Origin of the sequence: Mediterraneibacter massiliensis (assembly GCF_001487105.1) — a bacterium.
GTDB classification, from domain to species: domain Bacteria; phylum Bacillota; class Clostridia; order Lachnospirales; family Lachnospiraceae; genus Mediterraneibacter; species Mediterraneibacter massiliensis.
Window position 1 is genome coordinate 981,600 of sequence record NZ_LN913001.1, and the last position, 20,489, is coordinate 1,002,088.

The 20,489-nt window shown below is 42.1% G+C and carries 21 protein-coding genes; 20 read left to right on the top strand and 1 reads right to left on the bottom strand.

Annotation, left to right across the window (positions count from 1 at the left end; translation table 11 throughout):
- The first annotated feature begins 3 nt into the window (after positions 1-3).
- Positions 4-933: an orotidine-5'-phosphate decarboxylase gene (gene pyrF, locus BN3282_RS08995; RefSeq protein ID WP_059068494.1), complete on the top strand. Its 930-nt coding sequence runs from the start codon at positions 4-6 to the stop codon at positions 931-933.
- Between the two features lie 267 nt (positions 934-1,200).
- Positions 1,201-2,925, top strand: a complete 1,725-nt coding sequence (gene ilvD / locus BN3282_RS09000; RefSeq protein ID WP_059068496.1) for a dihydroxy-acid dehydratase — start codon at positions 1,201-1,203, stop codon at positions 2,923-2,925.
- A gap of 110 nt (positions 2,926-3,035) precedes the next feature.
- On the opposite strand, the gene BN3282_RS09005 is transcribed toward ilvD, so the two are convergent.
- Positions 3,036-3,773, bottom strand: coding sequence for a GntR family transcriptional regulator (locus BN3282_RS09005; protein WP_059068498.1), 738 nt, complete (start codon positions 3,771-3,773; stop codon positions 3,036-3,038).
- A gap of 239 nt (positions 3,774-4,012) precedes the next feature.
- Here BN3282_RS09005 and BN3282_RS09010 point away from each other — a divergent pair, with 239 nt between their 5' ends.
- The 18 genes from BN3282_RS09010 (at position 4,013) to trxA (ending at position 20,329) form a co-directional block, all read left to right on the top strand.
- Positions 4,013-4,216, top strand: coding sequence for a 4Fe-4S binding protein (locus BN3282_RS09010; protein WP_059068500.1), 204 nt, complete (start codon positions 4,013-4,015; stop codon positions 4,214-4,216).
- Between the two features lie 22 nt (positions 4,217-4,238).
- A complete protein-coding gene (locus BN3282_RS09015) occupies positions 4,239-5,327 on the top strand; it encodes a hypothetical protein (protein WP_059068503.1) in 1,089 nt (362 codons plus the stop codon).
- A 15-nt stretch (positions 5,328-5,342) separates the two neighbouring features.
- A complete protein-coding gene (locus tag BN3282_RS09020) occupies positions 5,343-6,077 on the top strand; it encodes a thiamine pyrophosphate-dependent enzyme (RefSeq protein WP_059068505.1) in 735 nt (244 codons plus the stop codon).
- Between the two features lie 15 nt (positions 6,078-6,092).
- Positions 6,093-6,632: a 2-oxoacid:acceptor oxidoreductase family protein gene (locus BN3282_RS09025; protein WP_059068507.1), complete on the top strand. Its 540-nt coding sequence runs from the start codon at positions 6,093-6,095 to the stop codon at positions 6,630-6,632.
- 19 nt (positions 6,633-6,651) lie between these two features.
- Entirely contained in the window at positions 6,652-7,593 is a 942-nt protein-coding gene (locus BN3282_RS09030; RefSeq protein WP_059068509.1) for a ketopantoate reductase family protein, read from the top strand.
- A 38-nt stretch (positions 7,594-7,631) separates the two neighbouring features.
- A complete protein-coding gene (locus tag BN3282_RS09035) occupies positions 7,632-9,752 on the top strand; it encodes an acetate--CoA ligase family protein (RefSeq protein ID WP_059068511.1) in 2,121 nt (706 codons plus the stop codon).
- A 25-nt stretch (positions 9,753-9,777) separates the two neighbouring features.
- Positions 9,778-10,962, top strand: coding sequence for a hypothetical protein (locus tag BN3282_RS09040; RefSeq protein WP_059068513.1), 1,185 nt, complete (start codon positions 9,778-9,780; stop codon positions 10,960-10,962).
- 13 nt (positions 10,963-10,975) lie between these two features.
- Positions 10,976-12,217, top strand: a complete 1,242-nt coding sequence (locus BN3282_RS09045; protein ID WP_059068514.1) for a lactate racemase domain-containing protein — start codon at positions 10,976-10,978, stop codon at positions 12,215-12,217.
- A 246-nt stretch (positions 12,218-12,463) separates the two neighbouring features.
- The gene (pyrE, locus tag BN3282_RS09050; protein WP_059068516.1) at positions 12,464-13,144 is read left to right on the top strand and encodes an orotate phosphoribosyltransferase; all 681 of its coding nucleotides are present in this window, start codon (positions 12,464-12,466) and stop codon (positions 13,142-13,144) included.
- Positions 13,145-13,156: 12 nt separating this feature from the next.
- Positions 13,157-13,306 (top strand): hypothetical protein, encoded by a 150-nt coding sequence (locus BN3282_RS15090; RefSeq protein ID WP_059068518.1) that lies wholly within the window; start codon positions 13,157-13,159, stop codon positions 13,304-13,306.
- A 113-nt stretch (positions 13,307-13,419) separates the two neighbouring features.
- The gene (locus tag BN3282_RS09060; RefSeq protein WP_059068520.1) at positions 13,420-13,896 is read left to right on the top strand and encodes a VanZ family protein; all 477 of its coding nucleotides are present in this window, start codon (positions 13,420-13,422) and stop codon (positions 13,894-13,896) included.
- Positions 13,871-14,242 (top strand): hypothetical protein, encoded by a 372-nt coding sequence (locus tag BN3282_RS09065; protein ID WP_059068522.1) that lies wholly within the window; start codon positions 13,871-13,873, stop codon positions 14,240-14,242. The genes BN3282_RS09060 and BN3282_RS09065 overlap by 26 nt, the downstream gene beginning before the upstream one ends.
- Complete coding sequence (locus BN3282_RS09070) at positions 14,243-16,324, top strand: aminopeptidase (RefSeq protein ID WP_059068524.1); 2,082 nt, start codon at positions 14,243-14,245, stop codon at positions 16,322-16,324. It abuts the gene before it with no gap.
- Between the two features lie 51 nt (positions 16,325-16,375).
- Positions 16,376-16,888: a 5-(carboxyamino)imidazole ribonucleotide mutase gene (gene purE / locus BN3282_RS09075; protein ID WP_059068527.1), complete on the top strand. Its 513-nt coding sequence runs from the start codon at positions 16,376-16,378 to the stop codon at positions 16,886-16,888.
- A gap of 12 nt (positions 16,889-16,900) precedes the next feature.
- Entirely contained in the window at positions 16,901-17,926 is a 1,026-nt protein-coding gene (gene purM, locus BN3282_RS09080; RefSeq protein ID WP_059068528.1) for a phosphoribosylformylglycinamidine cyclo-ligase, read from the top strand.
- Positions 17,920-18,543 (top strand): phosphoribosylglycinamide formyltransferase, encoded by a 624-nt coding sequence (purN, locus tag BN3282_RS09085; protein ID WP_059068532.1) that lies wholly within the window; start codon positions 17,920-17,922, stop codon positions 18,541-18,543. Before purM ends, purN begins: the two co-directional genes overlap by 7 nt.
- 17 nt (positions 18,544-18,560) lie before the next feature.
- Entirely contained in the window at positions 18,561-19,832 is a 1,272-nt protein-coding gene (gene purD, locus BN3282_RS09090; RefSeq protein WP_059068534.1) for a phosphoribosylamine--glycine ligase, read from the top strand.
- A gap of 188 nt (positions 19,833-20,020) precedes the next feature.
- Positions 20,021-20,329 carry a thioredoxin gene (gene trxA, locus BN3282_RS09095; protein WP_059068535.1) on the top strand — a complete coding sequence of 103 codons (309 nt, stop codon included), beginning with the start codon at positions 20,021-20,023 and terminating at the stop codon, positions 20,327-20,329.
- Positions 20,330-20,489 lie beyond the last annotated feature (160 nt).

Genomic DNA, 20,489 nt, shown 5'->3' on the forward strand with positions numbered 1-20,489 from the left:
ACAATGATCAACAAATTAGTGGAAAAAATCAGAAAGACAAAGGCGCCAATCGTAGTCGGCCTGGATCCTATGTTAAATTATATCCCAGATCACATACAGGAGGCGGCATTTTCAGAATTTGGAGAGACGCTTGAAGGAGCTGCGGAAGCAGTCTGGCAGTTTAATAAAGAAATCATTGATAAGACTTATGACTTGATACCGGCAGTGAAACCACAGATCGCAATGTACGAGCAGTTTGGGATTCCGGGGCTTGAGGTGTTTAAAAGAACCGTGGATTATTGCAAGGCAAAAGATCTTGTAGTGATCGGAGATATAAAAAGAGGGGATATTGGTTCTACGTCCATGGCTTATGCAAGAGGACATATCGGAAAAGTCAGTATAAGAGGGAAGGAATATACACCATTTGGAGAAGACTTTGTCACTGTGAATCCGTATCTTGGATCTGACGGGATATCTCCGTTTATAGATGTATGCAAAGAAGAAAGAAGAGGACTTTTTATACTGGTGAAAACGTCCAATCCTTCCAGCGGTGAGTTCCAGGACCGTCTGATAGACGGGCGTCCTCTCTATGAACTGGTGGGCGAGAAAGTCGCGGAATGGGGCGAAGAATGTATGGGGGAAGAGTACAGTTATATCGGAGCGGTTGTAGGAGCGACCTATCCGGAGATGGGAAAAGTACTCAGGAAGATCATGCCGAAGTCCTACATACTTGTGCCTGGCTATGGCGCTCAGGGGGGCCAGGGAAAGGATCTGGTCCATTTCTTTAATGAAGACGGGCTTGGTGCGATTGTAAATTCTTCCCGTGGCATCATTGCAGCCTATAAACAGGAAGCCTATGCAAAATATGGTGCGAAGAATTTCGGGGACGCTTCACGGGCGGCTGTAGAAGCAATGGTGAGTGATATTAACGGTGCGTTAGAAGCGGCAAAATAGAAAAAACAAAACGGTAAAGAGAAGCTTGGCAGATTTGATATGAGCTGCTAGGCTTCTTTTTATTTATGGATAAAACAGATATTATAGAGTATGGAAACTGAGAATAAGAACAGATGAAGGAGTATGTTTTTTTTTTGAAACTTATTAAAAGAATATATACAATAGGTTCATAAATTCTTTTCTTTAAGCAAAGAAGAGGTTCGGCGGAATTAGATAAATGAGTGTAAACAGTGCTGTGTAGCCTGTGTGGAAGGAAGGGACGAAGCAATGGAAGAAAAGAGAAGGGAAAATTGTAAATTAAGAAGCGATGTAATGAAATCAGGAACAGACCGTGCATTGGCAAGGCTTTTGATGATGGCGGGAGGAATTACTAAAGAACAGGTGAAAAAGCCACTGATAGGAGTTGTAAATTCTTATACCAATATTTTTACAGGTCACGCAGTTCTGGATAAAATCTGCCGTTATGTAGAGGATGGAATCCTTATGGCAGGAGGAACACCTGCTGTTACAAATACGATTGCATTATGTGATGGGATGTGTGAGAATACGCCGGGAATGTTATATCCACTCCCCAGCCGTGATATTATTGCAGATTCTGTAGAGGCATATGTCAATGGTCATTCTTTGGATGGATTGATCTGTATCGCAAACTGTGACAAGATTGTACCAGGTATGCTGATGGCAATCATGCGCTTGAACATCCCCGCAATTTTCCTCTCTGGTGGGCCTTCCCTCCCTCCGGATGGAGGATATGACGATGCAACAAAATTTGCAAAGATTATGGCAGCAACAGAAGATGATATAGATGCAGAAAGAAATGAGATAGAAAACAGTCCGATGGGACCATGCGGGGGCTGCAATAGCGGTATGGGTACTGCGGTATCTATGCAGATCATGTCAGAAGTATTGGGAATTGGTGTGCTTGGAAATTCAACAGTACCCCATTTCTTTACTCGTCGTTATAATATGGGGGTATGGGCAGGACAAAGAATTGTGGAAATGGTTTATGAAGATTTAAAACCAAGCGATATTGTTTCTAAAGAATCTTTTAAAAATTGTCTGCGCGTAGATATGATGATGGGATGTTCCACAAATACAACGCTGCATTTACCGGCGATTGCCGCAGAAGCAGGATATAAGATTACCTTAGAGGATTTTGCAAAAGCAAGCAGGGAAACACCTCAAATCGCAAAAATTTATCCATCTATGAGCCCGCACTCAATGGAGGACGTACGGTTGGCAGGTGGGATTGAGGCATTGCTTCATCAGGGAATAAAAGGCGGATATCTAAATGGAGATGTAAATACAATATACGGAAAACCAATGTGTGAAATGGTTGCACATGCAAAGGTTCTGAATCCAGAGGTGATAAGACCCTTTGATAATCCATATACAAAAGAAGGAGGTCTTGCTATCTTAAAAGGAAGTCTGGCGCCGGATGGATGTGTGATCAAGACTGGAGGCGTACTTCCTGAGATGTATGAACATAGTGGACGGGCAAAGGTATTTGACAGTGAGCCGGAGTGTTATAAAGCAATCATCAATGGGGAAATCCAACCGGGAGACTGCGTGGTTATACGTTACGAAGGACCGGCAGGTGGACCGGGGATGAGAGAGATGCTTACTATCACTAACATAATTCGGGCAAAGGGATTAGACAGAAGCGTTTCGCTGATCACAGACGGACGATTCTCAGGGGGAAGTGTCGGTGGTGTTATTGGCCATATCTGTCCGGAAGCTATTAAGGGCGGTCTGATCGGATTAGTGGAAGACGGAGATATCATTGAATACAGTATTCCGAAAGGGACCATCGATTTGAAAGTAGATGAAGAGACGCTTGCCAAGAGACGTGAAAAGTGGGTTTGTCCGCCGCCACGTATACGTACAGGAATGCTTGCACAGTATGCTAAATTGGCTACATCGGCAGTACGCGGCGCACGGATGTTAGGAGATCCAAGTATAGAAGAAGATTTGGTCTCAATTGATTATTAAGTAATAGTTTTTTGACATAATAGCGAAGCGGCTGTTTGACAGATTAAAGTAAAGAGGTGCTACAAGTATGGATACTGTAGCACCTCTTTGTTTACACACATGTGTGGTGTTTAAAAAGAATTCCCTTGTGATAATCCCCAGACAGAACGGCAATTGTTCAGATGGATACGTGTTGCGGCATATGCAAATTCAGGATCTTTATTTCGGATAGCCATATATATCGTTAGATGCTCATCCCTAACAGAAGTAACGATCAGTTTTGTTGGAACTGGTGAAAGTTCATAAACTGTTTGATACCGCATATGCATTAGATGGGGTTTTAATTCTTGATAGGCTTTGATCAAATAATCATTCTTAGATGCAAGACAAATCTGTGTATGAAAGTTCATATCAATTTCGGCAAAAGTTCGTATATTTTCATATTCCGTTGTTGCGAATTTAAAATTTTGCATACGGATAAGCTGTTTTTTTAAATGAGACAAATCCTCTGCCGATGCATTGCAGGCAGCTAATTCGGCACAGGCGGTTTCAAAAGCCTTACGGGCAAAATTTGCATCTGTGAAAGCTTTGAGTGTAAGTTTTGGAACGATAAAACCACCGCCAGGACGTGGGTTGAGAAGTCCGCTTTCTGTTAACATAGAAAGAGCTTGACGCAGAGGGGTTCGGCTGACATGAAGCGTGTCTGCCAGGTGTTTTTCCTGGATGACAGTGCCAGGTGGTAATAAAGATTCACAAAGACAACGCCGTATAGCGGCAAAGATATTTTCATATAAAAAGTTAAAGATGTGTTCTTTTTGCTCCTGTTCAAATAGTTCCTGTATTAAGGTATAGGGATTGATTTCTTCCATACAATCCTCCTTTATGAAAAAAAGTTGTGTTTTGTCTCTTTTTCCTAAAAAAACCAGTAAAAATCAGTAGATTTTAGGAGGTATATACAGTATATCATAGGGCGATATAAAAAAGAAGTGTTAAAAATATCACGAATGTACTTTTTTTGAAACATGGAAAAATAGCGCTTATAATTCTATCATCGAGCCGAAACCTTAAATTGTAAGAGAAAAGTAGTGTGATGAAAGGAGTATGCAAAATGTCTCAGGTAAAAATAGAACCTATGTATTGTAAAGGCTGTGGGTACTGTATCGATGTGTGCCCTTTTCAGCTGCTACGAATTGGCAGCAGAACGAATGCGATTGGCCTGCATGCTGCAGAACAGATAGAAACGGACAAATGTACAGCCTGCAAATTGTGTGCGAACATTTGTCCTGAATCGGCCATTACGGTATATAAGTAAGCGAAAAGGAGATGAATAGACAGTGAGTAGAAAAGAAATATGGCAGGGAAATGAAGCACTTGCAGAGGCAGCGATAAGAGCAGGATGTACTTTTTTTGCCGGGTATCCGATTACACCGCAGACAGAAATTGTTGAGTATCTGTCATGGCGGCTTCCGGAAGTTGGCGGAACGTATCTTCAGTCGGAAAGTGAGGTCGCAGCCATTAATATGGTGATTGGAGCTTCTATAGGAGGCGCAAGAGCCATGACGGCTTCTTCTAATCCGGGAATTGCATTGATGACAGAAGGATTTGGAGCAATGGCATCTGGACGTTTTCCGGCAGTGATTGTAGATGTACAAAGAGCAGGTGCTGCTAATGTAGGAATTACAGCGTCTCAAAGCGATTACAATTTGCTGACAAAGACGTTCGGACCAGGAGGGCTTCGAGCATTTGTACTGGGGCCGTCAGATGTACAGGAGTTAGTAAATTTGATGGGGGTTGCGTTTGATGTGGCAGATCGATATATGACACCAGTTGTAGTTCTGACAGAAAGCATTGTAGGGCAAATGATGGAACCAATTGTGTTTGATGATGTGATTCCAGATAAAAAGTATGACAAATCCTCTTTTATTCCATCTGGAAAAGGAAATGGAGGACGCCATTTTATTCAGGATAGTCCAGTCAAAATGGAAGGAAGTGATCCATTCAGTGTAGCACGTAATGCGCAGAGTATGTATCGTTCCTATGACGCAATGTATAAAAAATGGGAAGAAAAGGAACTTATGGTAGAAAAATACAGAATGGAAGATGCAGAATATGTATTTATAGCATGGGGAGCTGCAGCCCGTATTACACTGGATGCGGTAAAGCGGCTTCGAGAGGATGGAATAAAAGTTGGACTTCTGCGTCCGATCACGCTTTTCCCATTTCCGAATAAAGAAATAGCCGCATTAAAACCACAAGAAATAAAAGGTGTAATGTCAGTGGAAATGGCGATTCCGGCACAGTTGTACTATGATGTCAAAGGAAATTTGAATCGGTCGATTCCTTTAGCGTGTTATAACACGGGCGCAGGAATGATAACCAATGCAGTGGAAGTAGAAGAAAGTTTTCGAAAAACATTTTTATAGAGGAGGTAATCGATAATGAACGTAGTTTACGAACGATCTGAACATCTATTACCTGTAGCCTCCAGTTACTGCCCAGGATGTCATCACGGAACAGTAGAAAAATTAATCGTGGAGGTTGCACAGGAGCTGGGAATCGCAGATAAAATGGCGGTTGTATTTGGAATCGGCTGTTATACGATGGCAGGTTTTTATATGAATGTTGACATGCTTCCGGCGTTGCATGGCCGAGGCGCGGCAGTTGGGACAGGCTTTAAGCGTGTACGTCCATACGAACCTTTAGTCGTATTGCAAGGAGATGGAGATGCGGCGGCCATTGGAATGGCGGAGACGATACACGCTGCGGCACGCGGTGAGAATTTTATGGTAATTATGGTGAATAACAGTGTATATGGTATGACAGGAGGGCAGATGGGACCAACGACATTACTGGGTCAAAAGACGACGACTTCCCCATATGGAAGAAGTGTTAAAAATAGCGGTTATCCAATGCGTACAGCAGAGATCATTGCAACATTGGACGCTCCGCGTCTTGTCGCAAGAACAGCGGTACATACTCCTAAAAATGTGCAGCAGACAAGAAGACTTATAAAGAAAGGGTTAGAGATGCAGCTTGATGGTGGCGGATACACTTTTTTGGAGATTGTGTCCGCGTGTCCTACAAGCTGGAAAGTCAAGCCTAAAGATATTGTTCAGTATATAGATGAGAAAGTACTTCCGGTATTCCCCTTGGGAGTATTTAAGGATGAGTAGGAGGTGTCAGTGGTTATGGAAAAATCATTTTTTCTGTCTGGAATTGGAGGACAAGGGATACAGCTTTTAGGAAAAAATTTGCTATATGCTGTCAATGAAGTTGGAATGAATGGCTCATATTTTCCAACTTATACTGGTACGCGCAGAGGAGGCTATTCTTTCTGTCGTGTGATATGTACAGAAGGACGAGTTGGGTCCCCGGAATTACCCAAATATGATGTGGCAGCGTTGATGGATAATGATTCTTATGTAACCTTTAAAGATATTGTAAAACCAGAAGGAATCTTAATTGTAAATACGGATTTAATAGAAGAGGTAGAGTCAGACAAAGAAATTAGAGTTGTGAAACTTCCTATGATGCAGTGTGCCCAAGAAATGGGAAATATGTTTACGTTTAATTTGATTCTAGGTGGCGTAATAGTAGAACTTACGCATATAGTGCCAAACGAAATTTTAAAGGAACAAATGTTAAAAAAACTGGCCCGGAATGAAGAAATGAAGAAACTCTATGAACGAGCCTTTGAAAAAGGCGTAGAATTGGCAAAAGCGGTATGACAGCTAGGGGGGAATACAAATGAAAATAGGCATACTGGGAGCAGGTGCAATGGGATGTAATGTAGGAGGACATCTGAAATTAGGCGGGGCAGAGGTATGGCTGATTGATAAAAATCAGGAACATATGAAGAAGATTGCGGATAAGGGATTGCTATGGATCGGCACAGATGGATATGTTTATCCACCTATACAAATGGATGGAGCCGTGACAGATCCGAAAGAATGTGGGACATGTGAAGTTGTAATTGTGCTTACAAAGTGCCAGTATCTGAGAATTGCTTTGGATGAGTCTGCAGCTTTATTTGATAAAGATACGATTGTACTTACTTTCCAGAATGGTTTAGGGGCAGAAGATATTCTTTTAGAAAAATTTTCTCCAGAGCGTGTGGGATATGGTGTGGCATACTGTGGCGGACAACTTATAGAAGCAGGAAAAACAGTAATGTCTCGATCAAAGGATAAAAACCTGATTTTCAGATGTGTAAAAGGAGGAGAAAATCCAACTGTAAAAAAATTAGAGCAGTATTTTGAAAAGAGTGGATTTCCAGTTTGTTATACAGAAGAGACAGATCAGTACCTTTGGACTAAATTATGTGTCAACTGTATGGCAAATTTACCATTGGCGCTGATGCATCTTCCGGGATATTATGCCTATGTGGACGAAGATGGCGATGTTTTGACAGATATGGTAGCGAAAGAAGCTATGGAAGTGGCACATGCATTAGGGTATGCAGTATGTTGGGAAGACATTGCGCAGGTAAAGCAAAAGGCCATTGATACAAAATATGTGACGCTAAATTCTTGCTCCTATGATGTGAAGAATAAATGTAGCACAGAAGTAGAATTTCTCAATGGGGCAATTGTAAAAATGGGGAAAAAAGTAGGTGTTCCAACTCCGGTAAATGAGACACTTGTAAGAATGATGCGTTGCGTAGAGCGAACCTATGCATATCAATTCTGATAGCAAATAAATGGAAATAGCAAGTATGAGGTGAAGGTATGAACGAATTTATGAGAAAACTTTTTAAACCTAAAAGTGTAGCATTGGTAGGCGCTACAGACAGAGAAGGAGCTTTTGGCTGGTTTGCGGCAAAAGGATTGATGGAATCAGCAGAACATCTCAGATATTATTTTGTAAACCAGCGGAAAGAAGAACTTTTTGGCGTAAAAGCATACAGCGATCTGTCTATGCTACCAGAGGTACCGGAACTTATTTTAGTAGCAATTCCAGCTTTGGCAGTAAATCCACTGCTTGAGGAGGCAGGAGAGCTTGGAATAAAAGCTGCAATTGTCTATTCCAGTGGCTTTTCAGAGGATCATCGCTGTGGCGGTGTAGAACTAGAAAAAAAATTGATAGAAATAGCACAAAAATATGATATGAAAATTATAGGCCCAAACTGCGTCGGCATTATTAATAATGTAGACAAAATAAAACTTTGGGGAAGTACAGGAAAAATAGATATGAAGACTCGCGCTACGGGAATGGCAGTATTGGCACAAAGCGGAGGATACACGATCGGAGGTGTAGATCGGCAGCAGATTGATTTAAGTTATGCAATATCATCTGGAAACGGAAATATCGTTCCTATAGAAGAACTGGCAGAATTTTGCGTGGAGGATCCAGATGTATGTGGGGTATGTATCTATCTGGAAGGAGTAAAGAAACCGGAAATATTTTGCCGTATGCTGAAAAAGGCGGCAGAAAAAGAAAAGCCAGTAATCATACTGAAGTCAGGACGAAGTAAAAAAGGAGCGATTTCTGCTGCTTCCCATACCGGAAATCTGGCAGGGGCAAATGAAGTATTTGATGCTTTATTTCATAAATACGGGGTTATCACCGCAGATACAGCAGAACAGTATTTCGGCCTTGTACAGACAGTGAGCATTTTAAAGGGGAAACTGCCTCGACATAACCGATTTGCCATTATCAATCGTTCCGGGGGAGAAACCACAATGAGCGCAGATCTGTCAGAGCGATACGGCTTGTATCTTCCGGACTTATCGGAGAAAGTTCAAGATGAATTAAATGAGATATTGCCAGCATTTGCCACAGCAAAGAATCCGCTGGATATGACGGCAGATGTCTTAGGAGATGCGCAAAAATTGCGTACACTTTTTGAAAAGATTGCGTCGGATCCTAATATTGATGCCATCATTGCTGGATTTGATTTTGAAGATATTCCTGCAGAGACAGGCTATGATATGAATGCATTTATGGGAGAACCATTGATTGAATACCGAAAGAAACAAGACGCACTGCCGCTGTTTATGATACCACAATATGAAAGTAAGCGCAGTCCAATGTGGATCATGAAACTCAAAGAAGCAGGAATTCCAATTCTTCCTCCGGGAGAGATTGGATATAGCGTGATAGAAAAACTTATTCAGAAAATGGAGTATGATCCAAAACGCAAACGTTTAGAGAGTGCGGTGCCAAACCGAAAGGGAGAAGCAGATGTATTGACGGAATATGAAAGCAAGAAAGAACTTGCAAGATATGGACTTCCGATACCAGAACAATGGGTAGTAAGAAATGAAGCAGAGCTGGAGGCTGCATGTGAAAAGGTAGGGTTTCCGGTTGTATTAAAAATTCATTCCAAAGATATTCTTCATAAGACAGAGGCTGGCGGAGTAAAATTAAATTTGTGTTCTATGGAAGAAGCCAAGGCTGCTTATCACGATATTATGGCAAAATGTGCCGCATACGATCCAAAGGCAGAATTGAATGGGGTGTTGGTGACTAAAATGATAAAACCAGGTGTGGAGATTATTTTAGGTGTTAAAAATGACAGTCAGTTTGGTCCGATGCTCCTGTGCGGCCTTGGCGGGGTATTTGTAGAAGTATTTAAAGATACGGTGCTGACTCCCTGTCCATTGTCAAAGGAAGAAGCACTAGATCAATTAAAATGCCTGAAGGCATATAAACTATTACGGGGATACAGAGGAAGCGCTCCGTGCGATGTGAGAGCACTTGCGGGGCTTATGCAGCAAATCAGTGAATATGCTGTGAAAAACAAAGATATTCTGGAAGAAATGGATATCAATCCAGTCTTTGTTTATCCAGAAGGTGAGGGTGTAAGTATTGTTGACGCAGTGATTATAAAGGAACCGGTAGATTAAGTAAAATGATGAAGGAGGGAACTTCATGAAAAATATGGGAAATAGTATAAAATTAAGTGTAATGGTTGCGTCTGCATTTGCATTTATGACTGCGTTTTTTGGAGGAGGATGGGCTACCGGACAGATGGCAAATGTATATGGTGTAAGTTTTGGTTGGACGGGTATTATTTTTCCGCTTATAGGATTAGCCTTGATTTGTGTTGTCAGTTGGATTGTAGTAGAGTATTCCAGATTGAATAATACATGGAATTATGGGGCATTTATGGAAAAATTTTATGGGACAAAAATTGTAAAATGGATTTTTGATGTAATTCAGATTGTAGGAATGCCTATTAGCTATGCAGTTTCTGTGGCGACTTTTGCAAGTACTATGAAACAATTTATAGGCGGACCTTATCTTATGTGGATCGTAGTTTTTGATCTGATCGTATTAGTTAGCGTTATCTGGGGGACTGCAGTTGTGAATAAGTTGTCCGCTTATATGGGGACAGCCATATTGATTCTTCTGGTAGTGATCTTTGTGACAGTTATAATAACCGGAAATGGTTCTAATGTCATGAATATGATTTCCAATAGAACTATGAATGTAAGTTATGGAGAGGCATTTTACAAGAGTAGTATCAAGCTATTCATGGTAACAGGTTCCTTAGCTTTGATGATTCTTCCCAGTTTTGAACCGGTACAGAAGCGCTCGGATGTGACCAAGACGGTCTTATTAAGCTTTTTATTCAGTGCAAGCTTTATCTTTATCGTATGTTTTAACGTACAGGCGTTTGCACCTCAATCTATTGTACAGGAAGTTCCGATTATGTATGCGATCCAACAGATGGGGACGGGCTGGATGGTGCCGATTTATGTGATGATTGTTGTACTTGCGGTTGTAACGACGGCGAATACGATGGGCCTTGGATATTGTAAACGATTTAGTACATTTTCGTTTATTGCAAATTGGAAGGCGCAGGACAGAACAAAAACAATTGTGATCATGATATTTATTTTGGTGATTTCGAGTGCTGTATCTATATTTGGACTGACAAATATTCTTTCCGTAGGTTTTACAATTTTGGGGTACTTAAATATTCCATTAATTACAATAGGACTTCCGGTTTTAGGAATTGCAAAGCTGGTGCAGATAAGACGAAGACATTACAGCTTGGAGAAAGGCAGTTTAGAAAAGAAGAGCAGTTGGTGTATGTTTCAGGAAAAATGAGAGGTGAATTTATATGAAGTATACATTAGCGCAGAATCGTTGGTACGGAGAGCAGCCTGTAGAGATAACACTTCCTGATAACTGGAATGTACAGTTCCTTTCCAGCGGAGGGGATGCTTATCCTGCTTTAACGCGAGAAGAACTTAAGAAACGTTTCCAATATGCCGTGGGAACAAAACCTATCCGGGAACTTGCAAAAGGGCATAAACAGGTGGCAATCGTATTTGACGATTTGACGAGAGCTACACCAACGCAGCCAATAGCAGAAGTCTTGTTGGAAGAACTACTGGCTGCCGGTATTCAAAAAGAAAATATTAGATTTATATGTGGGCTGGGACTGCATGGGGCTCATATGAGAAATGACTTTGTCCGTAAATTGGGAGAGAAGATAGTTAGGGAATATGCTGTTTTTAATCATAATCCATATGAAAGTTGCGTAGAGGTTGGTGTGACGCCAAAAGGAGTGAAAATAGAAATTAATGCAGAATTTATGTCTTGTGACCTGCGTATAGGAATCGGAGGTTTAGTACCGCATCCACTAAATGGATTTGGCGGAGGCGGGAAGCTGATCATGCCGGGTGTGGCATCTGCTCATACGATATATGGTACGCATTTGGCAAAAGTACAAAATATTTCTGCTCCGGGAAAAAACCCTCTGTCAGGAAGTGGAAATTTAAGTGACGATCATTTTCGCTCAGAAGTAGAGGCTTGCGCGAAAGCAGCAGGATTGGATTTCAAGATCGATGCACTGCTGAATACTCGATGTGAAATGTATGATATTGTAATGGGAGATCCTATTGAAGCTTATTATGAAGGAGTCAAGCGAGCAGAAGGAAAATATGGAGTGAAGCTGGATGGAAAGAAAAAAGTTGTGATAGCTAATGCTAATGCAAAAGCGAGTGAAGCAAATATCGCACTTTTTACAGGTATGATGGCTTTGGAACCCACAGGCGGAGATTTGGTTCTAGTAGATTTTACCCCGGGACAGTGTGTACATTATGGATGTGGACCAATGGGGGACGCTGCAGGAGGAAAGACGTATAATGGAGTGAAAGAACGTCCGGGACTGATCAAAAGGCTGATCGTATATTCTCCTTATCCGGATTATACAAGTGCATTATGGTTTTGCAAACCAGAGCAATTGATTTGGGCAGAAACCTGGGAAGAAGTCATGGCGGTGATTTCAGATAATGGTGCGGAAACAACAGCAGGAATTTTTTCTGATGCAACTTTGCAGTTTATAGAGCAGCAATAAAAAATAGAATAAAGGCAGCAATCTGTTAAGCAGAGAGCTGCCTTTTGTTATGCAAAGTTAGAATAGTCCTTGGATTGAAATCAAGGAAGATATATGATAGAATTGAAAAGAAATTAAAATTATGATCTTTCTGATTTTATCATGGTTACAATGCACGTGTTACGGCGTTTATGAAATGGTATAGCAGGGGAGAAATATAGAAAACAAGGGCAAGAAAAGCCCATAAATACGGAGGTTTTAGAAGATATGGAAGCGTACAAGCAGGAATTTATTGAATTTATGGTGGAAAGCCAGGTATTGAAATTCGGTGAATTTACTTTGAAAAGCGGGAGAAAATCGCCGTTTTTTATGAACGCAGGAGGATATGTGACAGGTTCACAGCTGAAGCGTCTGGGAGAATATTACGCAAAGGCGATCCATGACCGGTATGGAGATGATTTCGACGTACTGTTTGGACCGGCATATAAGGGCATTCCGATCAGTGTAGTGACAGCGGTCGCTTATAGTGAGTTATATGGAAAGGAAATACGGTATTGTTCGGACCGGAAGGAGGAAAAAGATCACGGCGCAGATAAAGGAAGTTTTCTCGGCAGCAGTCTAAAAGACGGAGACAGAGTCGTCATGATCGAGGATGTTACGACTTCTGGAAAATCTATGGAGGAGACTGTGCCAAAAGTAAGAGGAGCCGCGGATGTAGAAATCGTAGGCCTCATGGTTTCTCTGAACCGGATGGAAGTAGGAAAAGGCGGGAAAAAGAGTGCCCTTGAAGAAGTAAAGGAACTCTATGGTTTTGACACAAATGCGATCGTGACCATGGCGGAAGTCGTAGAACACCTTTATAATAAGCCATGCGGCGGAAAAATTGTCATTGATGATACATTAAAAGCGGCTATAGATTCATATTATGAAATATATGGAGTAAAATAAGGAGGCAGGTTTATGGAGAAAGCATACCGTACAATGCGCAGTACAGGAGCAGGAAATATTGCGCTGGGGATTATTGTTATGGTTACAGGTATAGCGGCAGGGATCCTGGCGATCATAAACGGAGCACGCCTGCTGAGAGATAAAAAGAAGATCACATTTTAGATATTGCCGTTATAAAGGGGGTGTTTGCGCATCCCCTTCACTATTCGAACAGGCAGGTTAAGGCAGGGTATCTGCTGCGGCATGATCTGAAAGTGTGAGAGGGAGTTATATTTTTGAGTAGGAAACAAGTAAAAAGAATCAGAGCACTTGGCAAGATACTGTTTTTATTGTATCTTCTATTTTTATTGTATTTTCTGATCTTCTCGGATTGGTACGGGAGAACAGGCATATTAAAAGAATACAGCTATAATTTGGTATTGTTTAAAGAAATAAAGCGATTCATCCTGTATAGGGAAACCTTAGGCGCATTTGCGGTATTTACTAATTTGTGCGGGAATATACTGATTTTTGTTCCATATGGTTTTTTTATCTCGGTCGCAAGTACGTCCAGAGGATTTTTCAAGACGTTTGTGTATAGCCTGGGACTGAGTTTTTGCGTAGAAATGTTTCAGCTTTTTTCAAAAGTCGGAAGTTTTGATGTGGACGATCTTTTTTTGAATACAGTAGGTGGTGTGGCAGGATATATCCTATTTGTGATCTGCAATAGAATAAGGAGAAAGCATAATGTTCGGAAACGAAAGAAACGTTAAAGACAGAAAGCGCGAGAAGGAATACAAAAAGCGCGGGACAAGAAAATATGGACAGGCAAAGTTAAAACATTCCAGAATGGGGAGACATTCCTGTGTCTATGGACTTCTGGGAATATTGGTCCTGGCGGTATGTATTTTTACGGCTTTTTGGATGCATGGAAAAGCAGTCGGTTTTATCGGAGGCTTTGGAATTTTATCGATTGTTCTGGGTATCCTTGGAGTAAGGGCAGGAATAAAAGGACTGCGGGAAAGAGAGAAAAATTATAGTACCTGTAAAATAGGAATTGTGGGGAATACAGTACTGTTGATTTTTCTGCTTGCTATATTTATAGGAGGATTAAAGTAAATGGAATGGTTTAAACGGCAGAAGGAAAGAAATGCGGAGTATAAAGAACGGCACCACCTGTCTGTAGAACGTATGAAAGGTGTGGCAACAGAAAAGGCGGTGGGTGAAAAATATCGGCAGTACTTTCAGATTGTATCCGCTTTTTTAGTGAATCTGGAAACAATTCGTCAGAAGGTGGAAAGCGGCGTGTTCGCAAGGTTGGAAACAACGGATATGCAAGAGATAAATCATGCGTTGTATGCGGATATTATAGGAAGTGCGTATGAGAGCAGCTATGCAGATCCGGCATATGCGTCCCATATGTTGGGCAAAGAGATGGGGCCGCTTATGAGCTGTCTGTATGCAGAATATCGAGCGGGTATCCCTTACGTATTTGAAAACAGAGTGGACTATCTGACGATTTTAAACGAGCTGTTTTTAGAGGTGTACCATTGCTTTGAAGAGGAAGAAGAACCGGCATATGATACGATAAAAGATATTTTATACTGGTATGCCAGCGACTACTGTGATGTGTTTTTGAAAGAAAGAATTGAAGAACAGCTTTATCCGGAGAATTCTTTTGCGGCAGAATGGATAGAAAAAGCAGATTTAGAAACAGACCGCTATTTATATTGCTTCGGGGAATATATTACGGACAATGAAGTAAAGACGGCACAACATCTGCGTACATTGCCTGAAGAAACCATCCGGAAAATGGCGGATGCCTTTACAGAAGGATATAGGATAGGATTTATCAATACGGGGAAAGATCTGTCTAAAAAAGCGGTGGTAAATATCCGATATACGTTGGGCTTTGAAAGAGTGGTAAGATATGCGGTTAGAAATTTTGCGAAGATGGGACTAAAACCGGTGATCTACCGGGCAGCTTCCAGTGTGGTCACAAAAAAAGAACAGTACAAGATAGGGTATTATGGCGGGAACGCGAATCAGCAGTACGATTACGATCACCGGATGGACCAGGCTCTGTTTATGGATAAACGGTATATAGAGCGCAGGCTGGATGTGTTGAAGGACACATACGAAAAAAACAAGGAACAGGCTGCAAAGTTTGCCGGGCCGGCAGTGATGGAGATATTCGGGGAAACGCCGTTTTCGCCTCTTGTAAAGAAAGAAGCACCTGCCTACAGCGAGAAACAACGCAGCCTTATCCTGACCTATGACAGTAAGTCTGGACAGATCACCAATCAGTATATCAAGGGAGAGGAACGCAGTTTTACGATCATTGCCTATCCGGTTCCGGAGATCGGCGAGAAATATGAAGAGATCTTTGATGAGATTATTCGGATCAATACGTTGGATGCAGCTCTTTATGAAAGAGTACAGCAAACTATGATCGATGCGTTGGATGAAGGGGAATATGTCCGAGTCATTGGTAAGGGGGAGAACCAGACAGATATATGTGTGCAGCTGTATCCGCTCAAAGATAAGGAAAAAGAGACTATATTTGAAAATTGTGTGGCAGATGTCAATATTCCGGTAGGAGAGGTGTTTACCTCACCAGTACTGGAAGGGACAGACGGAACACTGCATGTAAGTAAAGTGTATTTAAACGGATTATTGTATAAAGATTTAAAGCTGACTTTTACAAAGGGGATGATCACGGAGTATACATGCGGGAATTTTGACACAGTGGAGGAAAATAAGAAGTACATTTATGACAACATCCTTCATAGCCATGAGAGCCTTCCTCTGGGAGAGTTTGCGATCGGCACGAATACCACAGCCTATGTGGCAGCAAAAAAGTATGGGATTGAAGAAAAAATGCCGATCCTGATCGCTGAAAAAACGGGGCCTCATTTTGCAGTGGGAGATACCTGTTATAGCTGGAGTGAGGACATACGTGTCTATAATCCAAACGGCAAAGAGATCGTAGCAAAAGATAATGCGGTTTCTATTTTGCGCAGGGAAAATGTGCAAAAAGCATATTTTCAGTGTCATACAGATATAACCATACCTTATGAAGAGTTAGAAGAAATAAGTGTAGTGACAAAAACGGGTAAAACGATTATACTATTAAAGGATGGACGGTTTGTGCTGAAAGGAACAGAGATCCTCAATGAACCGTTTGATAAGGAAATATAATAAGTATAAATACCCGCACTTGTAAAAATGGGTAAGAAAGGTGGTAACCAAATGCCAAAAGTAGGAATTGTAATGGGCAGCGACTCAGATCTGAAAGTGATGAGCAAAGCGGCTTCCATGCTTGAAAAACTGGGGATCGACTATGAAATGACGATCATCTCCGCACATCGTATGCCGGATGTATTTTTTGACTGGGCAAAAGGGGCAGAAGCGAAGGGGATGAAAGTGATCATTGCCGGAGCAGGTATGGCAGCACATCTTCCGGGAATGTGTGCGGCACTTTTTCCAATGCCGGTGATCGGTGTACCAATGTCGGGAAAGAATTTAGACGGTGTGGACGCACTATATTCCATTGTACAGATGCCGCCAGGAATCCCGGTTGCGACGGTTGCCATTGATGGAGGGATGAATGCGGCTATCCTTGCGGCAAAGATCCTTGCTACAGCGGATGGAGAGATTTTAGATAAGTTAAAAGCATATTCTCAGGAAATGAAAGAGACAGTACAGGGGAAAGCAGATAAACTAAAAGAACTTGGATATGAAGAATATCTGAACAGAAAATAGGAGAAAAGTGGTATGGACTATAAAAATGCAGGTGTGGATATAGAAGCTGGATATAGATCAGTGGAATTGATGAAAAAGCATGTACAGGAGACAATGCGCCCGGAAGTATTGACAAATTTGGGGGGATTTTCCGGTGCCTTTTCTATGGAAAAGTTTAAGGATATGGAAAAACCTACTCTTGTATCCGGTACAGACGGTGTTGGAACAAAATTAAAGCTGGCATTTATTCTGGACAAACATGACACGATCGGTATCGACTGTGTCGCGATGTGTGTCAACGACATCGCATGCGCGGGGGGAGAACCTTTATTTTTCCTAGATTATATCGCATGTGGGAAGAATGAGCCAGAGAAGATCGCTACGATCGTGAGCGGAGTCGCAGAAGGCTGTAAACAGTCGGAGGCGGCTTTGATCGGCGGTGAAACGGCGGAAATGCCGGGATTTTATCCGGAAGATGAGTACGATCTGGCTGGTTTTGCAGTGGGTGTAGTAGATGAAAAGGACTTGATCACAGGGAAGGACTTAAAGCCGGGTGATGTACTCATTGGTATGGCATCTTCTGGTGTTCACAGCAACGGTTTTTCACTTGTAAGAAAAGTATTCAATATGAAAAGAGAGGCTCTGGATACATACTATGATAGTTTGGGCTGTACATTGGGTGAGGCTTTGCTCGCACCTACGAAGATTTATGTAAAAGCGCTCAAGAGCATAAAAGAAGCCGGTGTGACAATCAAGGCATGTAGTCATATCACAGGCGGCGGATTCTATGAGAATGTTCCTCGTATGCTGAAAGAAGGAACACATGCGGTCATCAAAAAGGACAGCTATCCGATCCCGCCGATCTTCAAGATGTTGTCAGTAGACGGAGATATTGAGGAACATATGATGTACAATACATTTAATATGGGACTTGGTATGATACTAGCGGTGGATGAGGCAGATGCAGACAAAACAATGGCGGCGATCAAAGAAGCCGGCGAAGCGCCTTATATTGTCGGACAGATAGAGGCAGGAGAAAAAGGAGTTACCTTATGTTAAGAATTGTTGTGCTGGTGTCCGGCGGCGGGACGAATCTGCAGGCGATCATCGATGGTGTGAAAAAGCAGACGATTTCAAATACGGAAATTGCGTGTGTCATCAGTAATAACAGGAATGCATATGCTTTGGAACGGGCAAAAAGCAATGGGATCCCACATGTATGTGTCTCTCCAAAAGACTATCCTTCAAGAGAAATCTTTAATAGAGAACTTCTAAAGACAGTGGACAGTTTCTCGCCAGATCTGATCGTGCTGGCAGGTTTTCTGGTCGTGATCCCACCGGAAATGACACGCAAATATGCAAACCGCATGATCAATATCCATCCGTCTTTGATCCCTTCTTTCTGCGGCACAGGGTTCTATGGACTTAAAGTACATGAGGCAGCCCTCGCGCGCGGTGTAAAAGTTGTAGGAGCAACGGTGCATTTCGTAGATGAGGGGACAGATACAGGACCAATCCTTCTGCAAAAGGCAGTAGAAGTACTGCCGGGAGATACACCAGAGTCTCTGCAGCGCAGAGTGATGGAAGAAGCGGAATGGAAGATACTTCCCCGTGCGATCGATTTGATCGCAAACGGTAAGGTAAAAGTGGAAAATAATAAAACAGTGATCATATAAATAAGAGGAGAATACCAATGAAAGTATTGATTGTTGGAAGCGGTGGAAGAGAGCATGCGATCGCGTACTCTGTATCAAAGAGTACAAAGGCGGAGCAGATCTATTGTGCTCCGGGAAACGCAGGGATCGCTTCGTATGCACAGTGTGTAGATATCGGCGCTATGGAGTTTGAGAAGCTTGTGTCTTTTGCGAAAGAAAAGGAAATAGATCTTTGTATCGTAGGAATGGATGATCCTCTGGTAGGCGGACTGGTAGACCAGATGGAAGAAGCGGGGATCCGTACATTTGGTCCAAGAAAAAACGCGGCGATCCTGGAAGGATCCAAAGCATTTTCCAAAGACCTGATGAAGAAGTATCATATTCCGACGGCCGCTTATGAGAATTTTACAGATGCAGATAAGGCGCTTGCCTATCTGGAGACAGCAAAGTTCCCTATCGTGCTAAAAGCAGACGGACTCGCGCTGGGAAAGGGCGTATTGATCTGTCAGAACTTAGAAGAAGCAAAAGAAGGCGTGAAGACGATCATGCTGGATAAGAAATTTGGGACTGCTGGAAATGAGATGGTCATCGAGGAATTTATGACAGGCAGAGAAGTATCGGTGCTTTCTTTTGTGGATGGAAAAACGATCAAGACAATGACCTCGGCGCAGGATCATAAACGTGCCGGGGATGGCGATACCGGTTTAAACACCGGGGGGATGGGGACTTTTTCACCAAGTCCGTTCTATACAAAAGAAGTAGAAGAATTTTGCGAGAAATATATCTATCAGCCAACCGTGGACGCTATGGCAGCAGAAGGACGCCCCTTTAAAGGTGTCATCTTTTTCGGACTTATGCTGACAGAAGATGGTCCAAAGGTATTAGAATATAATGCGCGTTTTGGGGATCCGGAGGCGCAGGTCGTACTTCCGAGAATGAAAAATGATATGATCGATGTGGTCGAGGCATGTATAGACGGTACATTGGATAAGATCGAACTGCAGTTTGAGGATAATGCCGCTGTATGTGTTGTCCTTGCATCTGACGGGTATCCGGTAAAATATGAGAAAGGTTTCCCGATAGAAGGTCTGGAGAAATTCAACGACGAGGAAGGATATTATTGCTTCCATGCAGGAACGAAAAAAGAAAATGACAAGATCGTTACAAATGGAGGCCGTGTGCTTGGAGTGACCGCAAAAGGGAAAGACTTAAAAGAGGCGCGCGCGAATGCGTATAAAGCAGCAGAGTGGATACAGTTTGATAATAAATATATGAGACATGATATCGGTAAGGCGATCGACGAGGCGTAAAGGAAACTCGTGTGCTTTAGTGTGGCATGGACTGCCCGGGATATAAGAAGGCAAAAATGTGATTTTGTCACAGACTTTTCTTAATATTGTGGTATACTATGAGCATAACAAAGATAATCATTTCATACAGATTATCGGAAACTGAAAATAGAATTCCTTGCTATACGAGGAGACAGGAGGATTAAAATATGGCAGTAGTAAAATTAACAGAGCAAAATTTTGAACAGGAAGTAATGCAGTCTGATAAACCGGTATTGATTGATTTTTATGCGGATTGGTGTGGCCCATGTCAGATGATGGGACCGGTCGTAGAAGAAATCTCCAATGAAGTGACGGACGCGAAAGTATGCAAAGTGAATATCGATGAAGAGATGGCGATCGCGCAGAAATATGGAGTTATGAGTATCCCGACATTTGTTGTGATCAAGAATGGAGAAGTGACGGCAAGAGATATGGGTGCAAAACCGAAGAGCGCAGTACTTGCGATGCTGAAATAATATACACATCCGGTATGTGCCGGAGGACTCTCATATAAAGACAACAGAACAGTGGAAAATGTGAAAGTTGCGAAAGAAACAGAGCGGCAAGAGGCATATAGGATTCTATATTCTATGTCCCCCTTGCCGCTTGTCTTTATATTTTTGCAGGTTCTGTGGT